Source organism: Streptomyces sp. NPDC030820, from assembly GCF_055572075.1.
This window is the reverse complement of the sequence record NZ_JBVIEB010000002.1, coordinates 309,278-324,440: the sequence shown is the minus strand read 5'-3', so window position 1 is coordinate 324,440 and position 15,163 is coordinate 309,278. Positions and strand designations below refer to the sequence as shown.

Here is a 15,163-nt window from a genome sequence, read left to right as displayed (position 1 = left end):
CTCTGGGGGGGGGGGGGGCAAAGGGGGGGGGGGAGAGGGGGGGGGGGGGGGGGGGGGGGGGGGGGGGGGGGGGGGCCCCCCCCCCCCCCCCCCGCCAGGTGCACGAGCCGTGGGTACGGGGGGAACCCCGGCTCAGTGCGACGGCCGATGACCAGTCGGCTCACTCAGTACTGCGTACCGGGCTCCGAAAACGTCACACCCCGCGCGAAGAATTTTTCGCAGCCCACGAAACCGCAGGTCAGAGGGGATGGAGGGGGGTGGAGGGGGTGGAGGGGGGTGGGCCTCGCCGGCGGTCCGCCGGGTCAGAGCGTGTGGTACGTCGGGCTCGGCGCCGGGCCCGGTGCGGTGCCGGTCGTCCGGGCGGGGTGGGTCGGCGCGAAGGCCGTGGGAGCAGGCGCGGCGGCGTCGCCGTGCCGGCCCCTGCCGCCGCCGTCGTCCTTGCCCCCGCCGTGGCCGTTGCCCTCGCCGTGGCTGCCGCCCTCGCCGGGGTGACCGTCGCCGCCCTGGCCGGGGTTGCCTTCCTCGTCGCCGCCCTGGCCGTTTCCGCTGCCCTTGCCCTTGTTGCCGTTCTCGTCGCCCTTGCCGCCGCCCGTCGCGCCGTCGGCCGAGCCGGCGGTGGCCAGGACGACCTTGCAGTACCGGCTCACCCGGGCGCTGCCGCCCGCCAGGTTCTCCAGGGCCCGCCGGCGGCCGGCGGTCAGTTCCTTGCCGTCCCGGATGTCCCGGCAGGCCGAGGCCGCGTCCTTCCACCGGCTGCCGGGCGTGCCGGAGGAGTCGCCGGTGCCCTTGGTGCTCTTGTCCTTGCGGTCGTCCGGTCCCACGGCCTCGCCGGAGGCGCCACCGCGGTGCGCACCCGCGCTGCCGCTCGGCACGCCGGTCCCCGCCGTCGCACCGGGGCTGCCCTGCGGGACCGAGGCTTGCGGCGTCCCGGAGTTCGGGCCGGCGGAGACGGAGGTGCCCGGCCCGGGGCGCTCGGGCCCGAACGGCGTGGGCAGCACCCCGGTCCCGGCGGCCACGGCAACCCCGCCGACCGCGCCCACGGTCACCACCGCGGCCAGCGCCAGCCGCACCGGGCGGGCCCAACGGGGGCGGCGGAGGGGGATTCCGGTACGGGCCGGGGCGCCGATGCGGACCAGGCCCGCGTCGGCACCGGGCACGGCCGGTCCGGCGGCGCCGTCGATACGGCCGGCGCCGGTCCGTTCGGTGCCGGCGGCCTCGCGGGCCTCGCGGAACGCGGCCAGCGCGGCCTGCTCACCGGGGAGTTCGCCGGTGGCGGGGTTCGTCTGCGAGGTCAGCGCGCCGAGCGCCCGGGAGAGGCGTTCGGCCTGGTCACGGGCTGAGGCGTCGACGGCTTGAAGTGACTCGCCGCGCAGCAGGCGTTCCGCTGTCTCACGGTCCAGCCACTTGTACTGCTCGTCGGCCATCACATGTCCTTCTGCGTCCGCGTACGCGTATCCGTCACAGTTGCGGACGACACCGCGCGACCGCGCGGTTCTCGCTGGGGCGGGAGAGCGTCGAGCACGCCCGCCGATTCCGGATCCTCGCCGAGCAGCTCGGCGAGCCGCTTCAGGCCGCGGTGCGCCGCGGTGCGTACGGCACCGGCGCGTTTGCCGAGGGTCTCGGCGGCGCTCTTGGCGTCGAGGCCGACCACGACGCGCAGGACGACCGCCTCGGCCTGATCCTGCGGGAGCCGTGCGATGAGGGAGAGGGTGCTGTCGGTGGTCAGGGCCTCGATGGCCTCGCCGGCCGTGTCGGACTCGGCGGCCCGGCCGGTCAGTTCCGTCTCGTCGCCGCCTATGGCGGGGCGGCGGCCGCGCATGCGTATGTGGTCCAGGGCGCGGTTGCGGGCGATCCGGGCGGCCCAGCCGCGGAAGCGGTCGGCGTCTCCGCTGAACCGGTCGAGGTCGCGGGCGATCTGCAGCCAGGCCTCGGATGCCACGTCCTCGGCGTCCGGATCACCGACCAGCGTGCGTACGTATCCGAGCAGCCGTGGATGCACGGCGCGGTACACCGTACGGAACCCGGTCTCGTCTCCGTCCTGTGCCGCACGCACCGCGGCGGTCAGCTCCGCGTCGTCCCCCAGCACCGCACTCCCTTTACGCCCTGGTTCCCGGTCGGCGCGAAAGGCACGTTACGGCGTCAAACCGCTCCCCGTCCATGTCCGTAGAAGATGCAACTAACTCGTGACCGGGTGCGGATGTGCGCAGGGTGAGGGTCGGCGGTGGCCGGGTGTGACAGAAACAGCACGCACGGCGCTGTAGAGGGTACGGGCCGTACGCGGCCCGACCGCGCGACGGCCGGGGCCTCTCCTGTGGGGGGTGGCGGCCCCGGCCGTTCGCCTTTCGCGGTACGCCGAGGTGACGAGGATTACTTCTTCCCCGGGGCCTTGCGGTCCGAATTGCCGCCATTTCCGACGCTGTTGCCAGTGCTGGCAACTTGCCCCTTCTCGGGGGACTTGCCACTGTTGTCGGTTTTCTTCCCCTGGGCGGCCGCCACTTGGGCGGCGCAGTAGGCCGCGACCTTCTGCTCGCCCCCCGACGCCTTGACGAGCCGCTGCCAGGCGGTCGAGTCCAGGGCGCCGCCCCGGTTCCCGGCCCGCTCGTAGGTACGGCAGTGCGCCACGGTGTCCCGGGCGGTGGCCGGATGATGCGGGCGCGCGGACCGGGCGCCGGACCCCGGGCCCGCGGTCCCGGTGGACGTGCCGGGAGCGGACGGCCGGTTCGGGATGCCCGTCGCCGGGTGGGCCGGCCGCGAGGTGCCGGTGTGGCCGCCGGAGCGGGCGGCGTCGATCGCCGCGAAGGCGACACCGCCGAGCGTGAGGCTCGCGAGCGCCACCGAGAGCGTGGCCTTCAGCGACATCCGCGCACGCCTCGGCGCGGCGGGCCGCCAGTCGTCCCGGCGCCGGCTGCGGGTACGGGCCTGCGTCGCGCGGGCGGCGCGGAAGGCGGCCACGGCCCGGCGCTCGGCCTCGGCGTCAACACCGCCCGCGCGCAGGACGGCGCCGAGCCGCGCCTCGAATCCAAAGTCCGCGCGGTCGCTGTCGGCCTGGTCCCCGCAGGCGTGGTCCGGTGCGGAAAGGGTGCCGCCGGGGTGCGCACGCCGGCGACCGAAGGGACCGTCGCCGCTGTGCCGTTCACCCATGTCCGTTCCCGTCCTCGTCCGGTGTGCCGGAGACACGCCGCCCTCCCGGGCCTCGTACCGGCTCCGGAACCGTCGGCGCTCCCGTATCCATACGGCTCTCGGTCGGCGCCGTTCATTTCGACTCACCCAGCGTCCGGGTGCCGCCGTCCGTCACACCTGGTCCGCCGCGTCCTGCACGCCCAGCTGCCTGGCAAGGCGTTTCAGCCCGCGGTGCGCGGCCGTGCGGACGGCGCCGGGGCGCTTGCCGAGGACGCGTGCGGCGGCGGGGCCGTCGAGACCGACGACCACCCGGAGCAGCACGGCCTCGGCCTGGTCGCGCGGCAGGCTGTGCACCAGCTCCAGCGCCCGTGCGGTGGACAGCGACTCCAGGGCCTGGTCGTGGGTGTCGAGCCGGCCGGGCAGCTCCAGCGCGTCCTGTTCCAGCGGCGCGGCCTGGGGCCGTACCCGCCGGCGGCGCAGATGGTCCAGCGCGCGGTGCCGGGCGATGGTCGCGGTCCAGCCTCGGAAGCCGGCGCCGTCGCCCTTGAACCGGCCCAGGTCGCGGGCGATCTCCAGCCAGGCCTCGGATGCCACGTCCTCGGCGTCCGGATCACCGACCAGGCCCCGCAGATAGCCGAGCAGTGCGGGCTGCACGATCCGGTAGGCCACCGCGAAGGCGGTCTCGTCGCCGTCCTGGGCCCGCGCGACGGCCGCACCCAGCTCCCCGTCCCGCGGCTGCGGGCGCCGGGGTTCCCCTCCCTGGCCCAAGAACCGTCCTCGTCCGTACCCAGCCCGGGGCCCGTGCCCGCGCGCACCGAATCCGCGTGCGACACGGCCGCACGTGCGCCATGTCCCACGGTGATCAGCGCCGAGGCTCACAGATTTGTCACAGCCCCTGGGCCCGGACCTGACGCCGTGACACCTCCGCCCGGTCAGCGGGAGCCGGTCGCGTCCCGGCAGAGCAGGCGCAGCGAGCCGTTGCCGTCGTAGACCTGCCGGGCCTCGTCGATGGGGTCCCAGAGCCGGCCGTCGGGGGTGCGCACCCAGTGGTCGCCGCCGGTCGTCCACCACTCGGCGCCGCTCTGCCGGACGATCACCTCACCGGCGTAGGCACCGAAGCCGCGCAGCACGCTCTCGACCGCGGCGTACGGCGGTCCCTCGCGCCGGATCTCCTCGATCATCCGGTCCACCCGCCACAGGCTCTGCGCCGAGTAGTCGAGCCACACCCGGGCGCCCTCGCGCATGGTCGCCACGGTGTCCGCGGCCCACCGCACGGGCTTCGCCGCGGCCTGTGGCCTGGTCTCCTGCTGTGCTGTCAGTTGGGCTGTCACATAGGGAAGAGCGACGCGGGCCGCGCAACCGTCACCGCGATGGGGAACGTTTCGCCAACCGTCGCAGGACTACCCCACGTCCACCGCACTACTGCCACAGGCCCCATGCACACGCGGGGGTTTGACCGTGCCTGTCATGCCCCGCTGCGCGCCCGCCGTGACACCACCGCGCGCAGGACCCGCCGTCCCTCGATCGACAGGTCCAGCGCGCGCCGCAGGCCCTGCGGACCGTGCTCGGCCAGAACGTCCAGCACCGCCGTCTGCCGCCGCAGCTCCGCCGCGACCAGCGGAGGCAGATCCGCCGTGTCCCCCGCCCGCCCGGCGTCGAGTCCCTCGGCGGCGGGCGTACCGTCCGCCGCCGGGTCCAGCAGTCGGTGGATGCGCAGGGAGGCGACCGAGCAGGCGTCGGCCCAGGGCCGTACCGCGTCGGCGGTGCGCTCGGCCGGAGCCGCGTCCAGCATGCGCCGGACGAGCAGCGCGGCCTCGTCGTCCGGCTGCCCGGCGCCGAGCGTCCCCCGCGCCTTCTCCAGGCTCGCGCCCCAGTCGGAGCCGTCGGCAAGGCTCGCCCACAGGGGCCGCAGCAGCTCGTCGTCGGCGCCGAGCAGCGGCAGGCACCGATCCAAACAAGCCAGTCCGCTGGCGGCCAGTCCGCGTTCGTCGGCCTGTGCGATCCGTTCCACCAGGCTCATGAAATGTCTCCCTCGCCGGGGCGCCGACCGTTACGGAGCCCGCACTTCCCTTTACTGCGTGACAAGCGCTCCGCGTGTCACAGGGGAGTCGGTTCAGCCCAGCCTGGCCGAAAGTTGCCGGAACTGCGCCCACGACAGCTGCGGCCTGCCCGGGTCCCACAGCTTCTGCACGGTGGCCCGCAGGGGCAGTCGGATGCCGGCCGCGACCTGGGCCTCGGTCTGCGCGTTCGGGAAGTCGCCCCAGACCGCGAACGACCCGCCGAGGATCTGGCCGTCGTAGCTCGCCGGTACGGCCGTCGTGCCGCGCAGCACCCGCGGGTTCCACTGCTCGTAGATCCGCTGTCCGGTCGGATAGACGAAGGTCTGCGGCTGGCCGAGGACGTAATAGAGGAACTCGTCGTTGTAGTTGATGACCTTCCGGCCCGCGCTCAGGTACTCCGCCGGCGGCCGGGCACCGATCTCCTTGCCGGTCCAGTAGGCGGCCTGCAGATCCCCGGCCGCCTGCACGGACGTACCGCGGTAGAAGCCGTCGTTCCAGGCCCGCATGGTCCTGCCGTGCGCGCGGACGGTGCCGGCGCGGTCGTTCAGCCAGCCGGTGGCGAGGTCGGCGACCGTGCCGCTGGAGCCGTACTTCTGCCGGGCGGCGGACGCGAGCTGCGGATAGGAGGTCTGCGGGCTCTTCACGGTCAGCGCCTGGTACTCGTCCCCGCCGAGGTGCCACTGGTTGCCGGTGAACAGCCCCGCGTACTCGTTCAGCAGATCGTCCACGAGCTTCGCGGAGGCGGGCTTGGAGATGTCGATCGCGCCCTTGGTGGCGACTCCGCTCGCGTTGCGCAGCTGGAGGTCGGGGTGGGCGGCGAGGACGGCGCCCAGATGCCCGGGCGAGTCGATCTCGGGCACGACGGTGATGTGCCGGCTGTCCGCCAGGTCCACGATCCGCTTGACCTGCGCCTTGGTCAGATGGTCCGTGGAGACGATCTCGGGGTGGGTGCTGGACTCGATCCGGAACGCCTGGTCGTCGGAGAAGTGCAGCCCCAGCTCGTTGAACTTCAGGTCCCCCAGCTCCCGGACCCGGTCCTCGATCCAGGACTCGGAGAACGGCTTGCGCGCGATGTCCAGGTTGAACCCGCGCACCGCTTTGGCCGGCTCGTCCCGCACGACCCCCTCCGGGGCCGTACCGCCGCCGTGGACCTCCTGTTTGAGGGTCCGGGTGCCGTAGAAGACGCCGGCCTCGCCGGGCCCGCTGATGTCGACCCGCCCCGCGCGGACGGTCATGGTGTACGACTCCTGGTTCCCGCCCCCGCCGCCGAGCGCCAGCCGGACGTCCCCCGCCCGCACGTCGTCCTTCTCCCCGGCGTAGGTCAGCCCCAGCTCCCCGGCGATCAGCCGCCCCTCGTCGGCCAGCTCCCCGTCGCTGATCACCACCCGGTCCGCCTTCTGCGGCTTCCAGCCGGGGCCGCGCGCCGGGGTGTGGGAACGCACGGCGGGAATCGTGCGCGGCGCCTGGGACAGCGGATAGGACCGGCTGGGCGTCGGACTCGCCGACGGCGTGGCCGCGCCGCTGGAAGCGCTGCCGGCCACCCGGCCGGACGACGACTGCCGCGCACCCCCTTGCCGCGTCCCGCCGCCCCCGCTCGACGACGCCCACACGCCGACCCCCGTGCCGAGCGCGACGGTCCCGACGACCGCGGCGGCCACCACCGCCCGCTTCCGTATCACCTGCTGCGCCGGAGCACGGCGCCTGTGCTGGGTCACTGTGCCAACGTACGACCGATGCACACTTCGTTCGTCATCGAGGCGTTCCGAAACTCTTCCGTTCGGGTGATTTTCAGGAGCCTCGCGGACACACAGTGACCACTCTCGATAACCTGACGACACACCTTTCACAGCATCCCCTGCCACGCCACATGTGACGCGAGGACCCACGCTGCCCGCCCACCGTCTCCCCTCTCTCCCCAAGCCCCTCGACGCCTTCAACGCGGCACCCGCCGACGAGGCACGCGCCCTCCTGCTGCACTGCCTGCACAGCCTGCGCTGGTCCCACCGGGTCGCGGACCACCGCCCCTACCCCGACCTGGACTCCCTCCTGGCCGCGGCGGACGAGGCGGCGTACGACCTGTCGGCGAGCGATATGGCGGAGGCGTTGGCCGGAGAGTGCCTCCCCGAGCTACCTGAGGACACGTACTCCGCGGCCCACACGGCCCTGAGTGCGGCACAGGCGGCGTACGAGGCCAGGTTCGGGCACGCGTTCGTCATCCATCTGGGTGATGTCCCACCGGCCGAGGCCCTCGACCGCACCCTCGAGGCGATCCGATCACGATTGGCAAACGATCCCGAGGAAGAACGCGTAATAGCGGCAGACGAACTTCGGCGCGTAGCAAGAGGACGGCTCCTGTCCCTACTCAGGGGCGCGGGGAACTGCGCGACCAGCCACAGCGCACCCGCACCCGGCAAATAACAGGACACTCCACCCCAGTAGCCGCGCGGCCCCTAACCCATCCGGTGCCATTTTGATCACACAAGGTAGGCCCCCCGTAAAGCACAGCGCAGCGCATGGCTACGATGCTGGGGGCCGGTGGACCGTACCCGGCCGGGCCCGCCCGACACCGAAGCCGGCGCGGCCCCAATCCCCGCTCCCGGAGGGACTTCCGTGCCGGCTGGAACGCTGTACCGCGGCCGGGAAGGAATGTGGTCCTGGGTGGCTCACCGAGTCACCGGCGTCCTCATTTTCTTCTTCCTGTTCGTTCACGTGCTGGACACCGCTCTCGTGCGTGTCTCCCCCGAGGACTACGACAAGGTCGTAGCCACGTACAAGACGCCGATCGTCGCGCTGCTGGAGTACGGCCTCGTCGCCGCCATCCTCTTCCACGCGCTCAACGGCCTGCGTGTCATCGCCGTCGACTTCTGGTCGAAGGGCCCGCGCTACCAGAAGCAGATGTTCTGGACCGTGATGGGTGTCTGGGTCGTCCTGATGGCCGGTGCGATCTACCCGGTCCTCGGCCACGCCGCCCGCGTTCTCTTTGGGAGCTGACGCCGATGTCCACGACTGAAACCACCGCGTCCGGCGTCGGCCCCGTCGAGGGCGCCCCCGTCTACACCGTTGACAACCCGGCCCCGCTGATCGAGGCGCCGCGCAAGCGCACCAAGAAGTCCCCGAAGTCGACCCGGGGCAACTTCGAGCTGGCGGCCTGGCTGTTCATGCGCCTGTCCGGCATCGTGCTGGTCGTCCTGGTCCTCGGCCACCTGCTGATCCAGCTCGTGCTGGACGGCGGTGTCTCCAAGATCGGCTTCGCCTTCGTGGCCGGCCGCTGGGCCTCCCCCTGGTGGCAGGTCTGGGACCTGCTGATGCTGTGGCTCGCGATGCTGCACGGCGCCAACGGCCTGCGCACGGTCATCAACGACTACGCCGAGCGGCCTGCGTCCCGCATGTGGCTGAAGGCCCTGCTGTACACCGCCACGGTGTGGACCATCCTGCTGGGCACGCTGGTGATCTTCACCTTCGACCCGAACATCCGCTAGGCACGGGGCTGCGAGAATCATGAAGATCCACAAGTACGACACCGTCATCGTCGGCGCCGGTGGCGCGGGCATGCGCGCCGCCATCGAGGCGACGAAGCGCAGCCGCACCGCCGTGCTGACCAAGCTCTACCCCACCCGCTCCCACACGGGCGCCGCGCAGGGCGGTATGGCCGCCGCGCTCGCCAACGTGGAGGAGGACAACTGGGAGTGGCACACCTTCGACACGGTCAAGGGCGGTGACTACCTGGTCGACCAGGACGCCGCCGAGATCCTGGCGAAGGAGGCCATCGACGCCGTCCTCGACCTGGAGAAGATGGGCCTGCCGTTCAACCGGACCCCGAACGGCACCATCGACCAGCGCCGCTTCGGCGGTCACTCCCGCAACCACGGCGAGGCGCCGGTCCGCCGGTCCTGCTACGCCGCGGACCGCACCGGCCACATGATCCTCCAGACGCTGTACCAGAACTGCGTCAAGGAGGGCGTGGAGTTCTTCAACGAGTTCTACGTCCTGGACCAGCTGATCACCGAGGTCGACGGCGTCAAGAAGTCCGCCGGTGTCGTCGCCTACGAGCTGGCGACCGGTGAGATCCACGTCTTCCAGGCGAAGGCCGTCATCTACGCCTCCGGCGGCTGCGGCAAGTTCTTCAAGGTGACCTCCAACGCGCACACCCTCACCGGTGACGGCCAGGCCGCCGTCTACCGCCGGGGGCTGCCGCTGGAGGACATGGAGTTCTTCCAGTTCCACCCGACCGGCATCTGGCGCATGGGCATCCTCCTCACCGAGGGTGCCCGCGGTGAGGGCGGCATCCTGCGCAACAAGGACGGCGAGCGCTTCATGGAGAAGTACGCTCCCGTCATGAAGGACCTGGCGTCCCGTGACGTCGTGTCCCGCTCCATCTACACGGAGATCCGTGAGGGCCGCGGCTGTGGTCCCGAGGGCGACCACGTCTACCTCGACCTGACGCACCTGCCGCCGGAGCAGCTGGACGCCAAGCTGCCGGACATCACCGAGTTCGCGCGGACCTACCTCGGTATCGAGCCGTACACGGACCCGATCCCGATCCAGCCGACCGCGCACTACGCGATGGGCGGCATCCCGACGAACGTCGAGGGTGAGGTCCTGGCGGACAACACCACCGTCGTGCCGGGTCTGTACGCGGCCGGCGAGGTCGCCTGTGTCTCCGTGCACGGCGCCAACCGCCTCGGCACCAACTCGCTGCTGGACATCAACGTCTTCGGCCGCCGCGCGGGCATCGCCGCCGCCGAGTACGCCCACACGACGGACTACGTCGAGCTGCCGGAGAACCCGGAGTCCTTCGTCGTCGAGCAGATCGAGCGGCTGCGGGGCTCCACCGGCAACGAGCGGGTGGCCACGCTCCGTCGTGAGCTGCAGGAGACCATGGACGCCAACGTCATGGTGTTCCGCACCGAGCAGACGATCAAGACGGCGGTCGAGAAGATCGCCGAGCTGCGCGAGCGCTACAAGAACGTGGCGATCCAGGACAAGGGCAAGCGGTTCAACACCGACCTGCTGGAGGCCATCGAGCTGGGCAACCTGCTGGACCTGGCCGAGGTCATGGCCGTCTCGGCGCTGGCCCGCAAGGAGTCCCGCGGCGGTCACTACCGCGAGGACTACCCGAACCGCGACGACGTCAACTTCATGCGTCACACCATGGCGTACCGCGAGGTCGGCGCCGACGGCTCGGAAACCGTCCGTCTCGACTACAAGCCGGTCGTCCAGACCCGCTACCAGCCGATGGAGCGTAAGTACTGATGGCTACCCCTGTTCTGGACAAGGAAGAGGCGGCCGGCAAGCCCGAGCCCGGTTTCGCCGACTCCCCCTACATCACGGTCACCTTCCGGGTCCGCCGGTTCAACCCGGAGGTCTCGGCGGAGGCCGCCTGGGAAGACTTCCAGCTGGAGATCGACCCGAAGGAGCGTGTCCTCGACGGCCTCCACAAGATCAAGTGGGACCTCGACGGCACCCTCACCTTCCGCCGCTCGTGCGCGCACGGCATCTGCGGCTCGGACGCGATGCGGATCAACGGCAAGAACCGCCTTGCCTGCAAGACGCTGATCAAGGACATCAACCCCGAGAAGCCGATCACGATCGAGCCCATCAAGGGCCTGACGGTCCTGAAGGACCTGGTCGTCGACATGGAGCCGTTCTTCCAGGCGTACCGGGACGTCATGCCGTTCCTGGTCACCAAGGACACGAACGAGCCGACCCGTGAGCGGCTGCAGTCGGCCGAGGACCGCGAGCGCTTCGACGACACCACCAAGTGCATCCTGTGCGCCGCGTGCACGTCGTCCTGCCCGGTGTTCTGGAACGACGGCCAGTACTTCGGTCCGGCCGCGATCGTGAACGCCCACCGCTTCATCTTCGACAGCCGTGACGAGGCGGGCGAGCAGCGCCTGGAGATCCTGAACGACCGTGACGGCGTGTGGCGTTGCCGTACGACCTTCAACTGCACGGACGCCTGCCCGCGCGGTATCGAGGTCACCAAGGCGATCCAGGAAGTGAAGCGCGCGCTGATCACGCGTCGCTACTGACCGTCCCGGCACCTCCCCCAGGGCCCTGCTTCCGAGCATTCGGAAGCAGGGCCCTCGGGCGTTTTTGTCGGGTTTCAGCGCTCGACGGTTCTAATGTGACGACATGTCAGACGATGAGTCGTACGAACTGCTCGGTTTCGACAACGTGCTGCTCCCCGTCGGCGACCTCGGCGAGGCCGTCGGGTTCTACGAGCGGGCCGGGTTCCGTGTCGAGTTCCGGTTCGACGAGGGCGGGATCGCCCTGCTGAAGGTCGGCAAGGAGACACCCGGAATCCTGCTGTGCGCCGAGGAGGCGCTGGGACACCGGCCGCCGCCCTGGCCCGCACCGCGCATCTGGCTGGAGGTGCCGGACGCACGAGCGGCGGCGCGGGAGTTGGCCGCCGCCGGTATCGCACCGCTGGACGAGGTGCTCCCGGCGGCCACCGGCTGGACCGTGGAGATCGCCGACCCCTGGGGCAACGTCCTCGGGTTCACGGACTACACCAAACGCCCGGAGCTGGGGCGCAGAGGCTGAGCGCGATCGAGTTGAACATGTTCAAAAACCGGGCTACAGTCATGCCTGTCAGCGTTTTGAACGCGTTCAAGAAGGGATGGGGGCATGGACCGCACGGTCATCGCCTACGTCATCTACCTGGTCGTCAGCATCGCGCTGACCATCTGGGTGGCCCGCACGCTCAGCCGCAACGGCCGGATCTTCCTGGCCGACGTACTGCGCGGCAACGAGAAGCTCGCGGACGCCGTCAACCACCTCCTGGTCGTCGGCTTCTACCTGGTCAACCTCGGCTTCGTGGCGCTGTACCTGAACGGGGACGAGACGATCGAGGACACCCGCGGCATCTTCGAGGCCCTGTCGACCAAGCTGGGCGTGGTCCTGCTGGTGCTCGGCGTGATGCACCTCGGCAACGTGTACGTGCTGGGCCGGATCCGCCGGCGCGGGATCATGGAGCGCGAGGAGCGGCCGCCGGTCGACCCGCAGGAGTGGATCGCCCCGGCGGCCGGGGCGTGACCGCCATGACCACCACTGAGGACCGGGGCGTCACGGGGGGCGTCCCGGTCCGCCGGCTCACCGTCCTGTACGACGCCGAGTGCGGGCTGTGCACCCATCTGCGGGACTGGCTCACCCGGCAGCCGCAGCTGGTGCCGCTGGAGCTGGTGCCGGCCGGCTCGGACCGGGCCCGGGCCCGCTTCCCCGGGCTCGACCATGCGGCCACGCTCGACGAGGTCACCGTCGTCGGCGACTCCGGCCAGGTCTACCGGGGCTCCCGCGCCTGGATCGTCGTCCTGTGGGCCCTGCGCGAACACCGGCCCCTCGCCCACCGGCTGAGCACCCCGTCCGGCGCCCGGCTCGCCCGCGGCGCGGTGCTGGCGGCGGCGAAGTGGCGGGTCGCGCAGCGGCGCGACCCCGGATGGAACTGGGGCGGGACGGCCTACCGGCGGCAGGACGGGTGGGTCTACCGTCAGGGCATGGGCTGGAGCTTCGAGCCGCCCACCTGCTCCGGCGGAGCCGGCGCCACCGGTTAGGCCCTTCGGTCGTACTCGTTAGGCTCTTCTACCGTGCCCGCGAAGAACGACGGCCCCGAGACGGCCGACTCCCCCAGCAGCAAGTCCGAGCAGACCCGCGCGCTGATCCTGGAGACCGCGATGCGGTTGTTCCAGGAGCGCGGGTACGACAAGACCACCATGCGGGCCATCGCCAAGGAGGCCGGGGTCTCCGTCGGCAACGCCTACTACTACTTCGAGGGCAAGGAACACCTGATCCAGGGCTTCTACGACCGGATCGCCGCCGAGCACCAGGCGGCGGTCCGCGAGGTGCTGGAGCGGGAGACCGACCTGGAGGCACGGCTCGCGGGCGTGCTGACCGTCTGGCTCGACATCGCCCGGCCCTACCACGAGTTCGCCGTGCAGTTCTTCAAGAACGCCGCCGACCCCGACAGTCCGCTCAGCCCCTTCTCCCCGGAGAGCGAGCACGCCCGCGAGCAGGCCATCGCCGTCCACCGCGAGGTGCTGGCCGGGTCGAAGTCCAAGGTCGCGCCCGAACTGCGGGACGTGCTCCCGGAGTTGATGTGGCTCTCCCAGATGGGGCTGGTCCTGTACTGGGTCTTCGACCGGACGGAAGGGCGCGAGCGCAGTTACCGGCTGGCCCGGCGCGGCGCCCGGCTGACCGCCCGCGGGGTGGCGCTCGCCCGCTTCCGCGTGCTGCGCCCCCTGGTCCTGGAGGTCCATGAGCTGTTCACGGACTTCCTGCCCGGGATGACCCGGGCGCTGCCGGATCCCGGGACCAGGAGGAGCAGCGAGAGCTGATCAGATCCAGTTCAGCCGCCACAGGCGGAAGACGCCCGTGCCGTCGTCCAGATACTGGCTGCCGCCCACGTCCTCGGTGCTGACCACGTACTCCTTGCGCTGCCACAGCGGGATCAGCGGGACGTCCTGGGCGACGTCCGCCTGGATGTCCTTGAAGTCGCTCGCGGCCCGGCTGCGGTCGGCGTACTGCTGGCTGTCCAGGATGAGATGGTCGACCAGCTTGTTGCTGTACCCGGTGCTCATCGTGGAGCCGGTGCCGACGAGCGCGGCGCCGAAGGTGTCCGGGTCGGGATAGTCGGGCACCCAGCCGACCGCCCACGCGTCCATCTTCCCGGTGGCCCAGCGCTTCTGGAAGTCGGTCCACTCGTACCCCTGGACGTCCACCTTGAACAGGCCGCCGGCCTCCAGCTGCTGCTTCAGCGCCGCGGCCTCCTGCTCGCCCGAGCCCCGGTTCCTTCCGTAGCCGAAGGTGAACCGGACGGGCAGGGACACCCCGGCCTCGGTGAGCAGCGCCCGCGCCTTCTGCACGCTCTGCGCCGGGTAGTCGTCGAAGAACGACGTGGTGTGGCCGGTGATGCCGGTCGGGATCAGCGAGTACAGCGGGTCGACCGTGCCCTCGTAGACCGTCGAGGCGAGCTGTTCGCGGTTGACCAGCCAGGCCATCGCGCGGCGCACCCGCACGTCGTGCAAGGGCGAGTTGGCGCGCGTGTTGAGGTACAGGTTGCGGGTCTCGGCGCTGTCGGACTCGGTGACCCGCGTGTTGGGGTCGCTCGGGTTCAGCGCGGAGAGCACGCCCGGCGGCAGCTCCCGGGTGGCGACGTCGACCTGCCCCGCCTTCCAGGCGCTGTCGAGCTTCGCGGAGTCGGCGTAGTAACGCAGCTCGATCGGGCGGCCGGAGCCGGTGAGGTAGCCCTTGTAGCGGCTGTTCGGCTGGAGTACGGCCTTCTGGTCCTTGGTGTACGACGACAGCGTGTACGGGCCGGTGCCGTCGACGGCGGTGCCGGAGCGCAGCGAGTCGGCCGGGTACTTGTCCTTGTCCACGATCGCCCCGGCGCCGGTGGCGACCTTCAGCGGCCAGGTGGCGTCCGCGGACGACAGATGGAAGGTGACGGTCGTCGCGCTGTCGGCGGTCACCGAGGCGAGCGTCGAGAACAGCGACGACGGGCCGACATCGGAGTTGATCTTCTTGACCCGGTCGAACGAGTACTTCACGTCCTCGGCCGTCATCGCGCGTCCGCTCGGGAAGGTGATCCCGGGGCGGAGCGTGCACTGGTACGTCCGCAGACCGCTGCCCTCGAAGGCGCAGCTCCTCGCCGCGTCCGGGACCGGCTCGACGCCGCCCGGCTCGAACGTCAGCAGCGACTGGAAGACATTGCTGAACAGGGCCCAGGAACCGGCGTCGTAGGCGCCCGCCGGGTCCAGGTCCGTGACGGCGTCCGTCGTACCGACCGAGATGGTCTTGTTCTTGTTGTCCTGCGACGGCAGTAGCTGCCAGCCGCCGATTCCCGCGACCGCGAGCACAAGCAGTGTCACGAGAACGCGCATGCGAACAGATCGCATGGTGGTGCCCTCCCCAGGCCCCTTCAAGGCCCTACCCCTGGCCAGCACGATTTCGCCACTCCCCTAGTGGCGCGGCTCACCTAATCACAC

Annotated in this window: 17 protein-coding genes; 9 read left to right on the top strand and 8 right to left on the bottom strand. The window is 71.2% G+C overall.

The genetic code is table 11. The annotated features are described in order from the left end of the window. Positions 1 to 302: 302 nt before the first annotated feature. From ACZ418_RS06070 to ACZ418_RS06040, 7 genes are all read right to left on the bottom strand, one after another. Entirely contained in the window at positions 303 to 1,424 is a 1,122-nt protein-coding gene (locus tag ACZ418_RS06070) for a hypothetical protein (protein ID WP_468357597.1), read from the bottom strand. Next, a complete protein-coding gene (locus ACZ418_RS06065) occupies positions 1,424 to 2,086 on the bottom strand; it encodes an RNA polymerase sigma factor (RefSeq protein ID WP_468357594.1) in 663 nt (220 codons plus the stop codon). Before ACZ418_RS06065 ends, ACZ418_RS06070 begins: the two co-directional genes overlap by 1 nt. A gap of 281 nt (positions 2,087 to 2,367) precedes the next feature. Next, on the bottom strand, positions 2,368 to 3,141 hold the full coding sequence (locus ACZ418_RS06060; RefSeq protein ID WP_468357591.1) for a hypothetical protein: 774 nt from the start codon (positions 3,139 to 3,141) through the stop codon (positions 2,368 to 2,370). Between the two features lie 150 nt (positions 3,142 to 3,291). Then, on the bottom strand, positions 3,292 to 3,888 hold the full coding sequence (locus ACZ418_RS06055) for an RNA polymerase sigma factor (protein ID WP_468357588.1): 597 nt from the start codon (positions 3,886 to 3,888) through the stop codon (positions 3,292 to 3,294). Between the two features lie 164 nt (positions 3,889 to 4,052). Further along, positions 4,053 to 4,451 carry a hypothetical protein gene (locus ACZ418_RS06050; RefSeq protein WP_468357585.1) on the bottom strand — a complete coding sequence of 133 codons (399 nt, stop codon included), beginning with the start codon at positions 4,449 to 4,451 and terminating at the stop codon, positions 4,053 to 4,055. Positions 4,452 to 4,585: 134 nt separating this feature from the next. Then, positions 4,586 to 5,140, bottom strand: coding sequence for a hypothetical protein (locus tag ACZ418_RS06045; protein WP_468357582.1), 555 nt, complete (start codon positions 5,138 to 5,140; stop codon positions 4,586 to 4,588). 93 nt (positions 5,141 to 5,233) lie between these two features. Next, on the bottom strand, positions 5,234 to 6,895 hold the full coding sequence (locus ACZ418_RS06040) for a beta-N-acetylhexosaminidase (RefSeq protein WP_468357579.1): 1,662 nt from the start codon (positions 6,893 to 6,895) through the stop codon (positions 5,234 to 5,236). Between the two features lie 154 nt (positions 6,896 to 7,049). Between ACZ418_RS06040 and ACZ418_RS06035 the strand changes: the two genes are divergently transcribed. From ACZ418_RS06035 to ACZ418_RS05995, 9 genes are all read left to right on the top strand, one after another. After that, a complete protein-coding gene (locus ACZ418_RS06035; protein WP_468357576.1) occupies positions 7,050 to 7,598 on the top strand; it encodes a 2-oxo-4-hydroxy-4-carboxy-5-ureidoimidazoline decarboxylase in 549 nt (182 codons plus the stop codon). A 192-nt stretch (positions 7,599 to 7,790) separates the two neighbouring features. Continuing rightward, a complete protein-coding gene (gene sdhC, locus ACZ418_RS06030; RefSeq protein ID WP_076087831.1) occupies positions 7,791 to 8,171 on the top strand; it encodes a succinate dehydrogenase, cytochrome b556 subunit in 381 nt (126 codons plus the stop codon). Between the two features lie 5 nt (positions 8,172 to 8,176). Beyond that, entirely contained in the window at positions 8,177 to 8,659 is a 483-nt protein-coding gene (locus tag ACZ418_RS06025; RefSeq protein ID WP_388619917.1) for a succinate dehydrogenase hydrophobic membrane anchor subunit, read from the top strand. Between the two features lie 19 nt (positions 8,660 to 8,678). Further along, the gene (gene sdhA, locus ACZ418_RS06020) at positions 8,679 to 10,433 is read left to right on the top strand and encodes a succinate dehydrogenase flavoprotein subunit (protein WP_468357572.1); all 1,755 of its coding nucleotides are present in this window, start codon (positions 8,679 to 8,681) and stop codon (positions 10,431 to 10,433) included. After that, positions 10,433 to 11,212 (top strand): succinate dehydrogenase iron-sulfur subunit, encoded by a 780-nt coding sequence (locus tag ACZ418_RS06015; protein ID WP_388759175.1) that lies wholly within the window; start codon positions 10,433 to 10,435, stop codon positions 11,210 to 11,212. Before sdhA ends, ACZ418_RS06015 begins: the two co-directional genes overlap by 1 nt. Positions 11,213 to 11,315: 103 nt before the next feature. Beyond that, positions 11,316 to 11,726, top strand: coding sequence for a VOC family protein (locus ACZ418_RS06010; RefSeq protein ID WP_468357568.1), 411 nt, complete (start codon positions 11,316 to 11,318; stop codon positions 11,724 to 11,726). A gap of 84 nt (positions 11,727 to 11,810) precedes the next feature. Then, complete coding sequence (locus tag ACZ418_RS06005) at positions 11,811 to 12,218, top strand: hypothetical protein (RefSeq protein ID WP_468357565.1); 408 nt, start codon at positions 11,811 to 11,813, stop codon at positions 12,216 to 12,218. A 5-nt stretch (positions 12,219 to 12,223) separates the two neighbouring features. Beyond that, on the top strand, positions 12,224 to 12,733 hold the full coding sequence (locus ACZ418_RS06000) for a thiol-disulfide oxidoreductase DCC family protein (protein WP_468357562.1): 510 nt from the start codon (positions 12,224 to 12,226) through the stop codon (positions 12,731 to 12,733). Between the two features lie 33 nt (positions 12,734 to 12,766). Then, positions 12,767 to 13,513, top strand: coding sequence for a TetR/AcrR family transcriptional regulator (locus tag ACZ418_RS05995; protein ID WP_468357559.1), 747 nt, complete (start codon positions 12,767 to 12,769; stop codon positions 13,511 to 13,513). Here the strand turns inward: ACZ418_RS05995 and ACZ418_RS05990 are convergent, their stop codons facing one another. Beyond that, positions 13,514 to 15,058, bottom strand: a complete 1,545-nt coding sequence (locus tag ACZ418_RS05990) for an ABC transporter substrate-binding protein (protein ID WP_468357556.1) — start codon at positions 15,056 to 15,058, stop codon at positions 13,514 to 13,516. It lies immediately after the preceding gene. Positions 15,059 to 15,163 lie beyond the last annotated feature (105 nt).

What these genes read in the sequence shown, in the direction of transcription:
- ACZ418_RS06005 (WP_468357565.1), top strand. Translation starts at nt 11,811, where the DNA reads ATGGACCGCACGGTCATCGCCTACGTCATCTACCTGGTCGTCAGCATC.
- ACZ418_RS06025 (WP_388619917.1), top strand. Translation starts at nt 8,177, where the DNA reads ATGTCCACGACTGAAACCACCGCGTCCGGCGTCGGCCCCGTCGAGGGC.
- ACZ418_RS06060 (WP_468357591.1), bottom strand. Translation starts at nt 3,141, where the DNA reads ATGGGTGAACGGCACAGCGGCGACGGTCCCTTCGGTCGCCGGCGTGCG.
- sdhA (WP_468357572.1), top strand. Translation starts at nt 8,679, where the DNA reads ATGAAGATCCACAAGTACGACACCGTCATCGTCGGCGCCGGTGGCGCG.
- ACZ418_RS06045 (WP_468357582.1), bottom strand. Translation starts at nt 5,140, where the DNA reads ATGAGCCTGGTGGAACGGATCGCACAGGCCGACGAACGCGGACTGGCC.
- ACZ418_RS06070 (WP_468357597.1), bottom strand. Translation starts at nt 1,424, where the DNA reads ATGGCCGACGAGCAGTACAAGTGGCTGGACCGTGAGACAGCGGAACGC.
- ACZ418_RS05990 (WP_468357556.1), bottom strand. Translation starts at nt 15,058, where the DNA reads ATGCGCGTTCTCGTGACACTGCTTGTGCTCGCGGTCGCGGGAATCGGC.
- ACZ418_RS06000 (WP_468357562.1), top strand. Translation starts at nt 12,224, where the DNA reads ATGACCACCACTGAGGACCGGGGCGTCACGGGGGGCGTCCCGGTCCGC.
- ACZ418_RS06015 (WP_388759175.1), top strand. Translation starts at nt 10,433, where the DNA reads ATGGCTACCCCTGTTCTGGACAAGGAAGAGGCGGCCGGCAAGCCCGAG.
- ACZ418_RS06010 (WP_468357568.1), top strand. Translation starts at nt 11,316, where the DNA reads ATGTCAGACGATGAGTCGTACGAACTGCTCGGTTTCGACAACGTGCTG.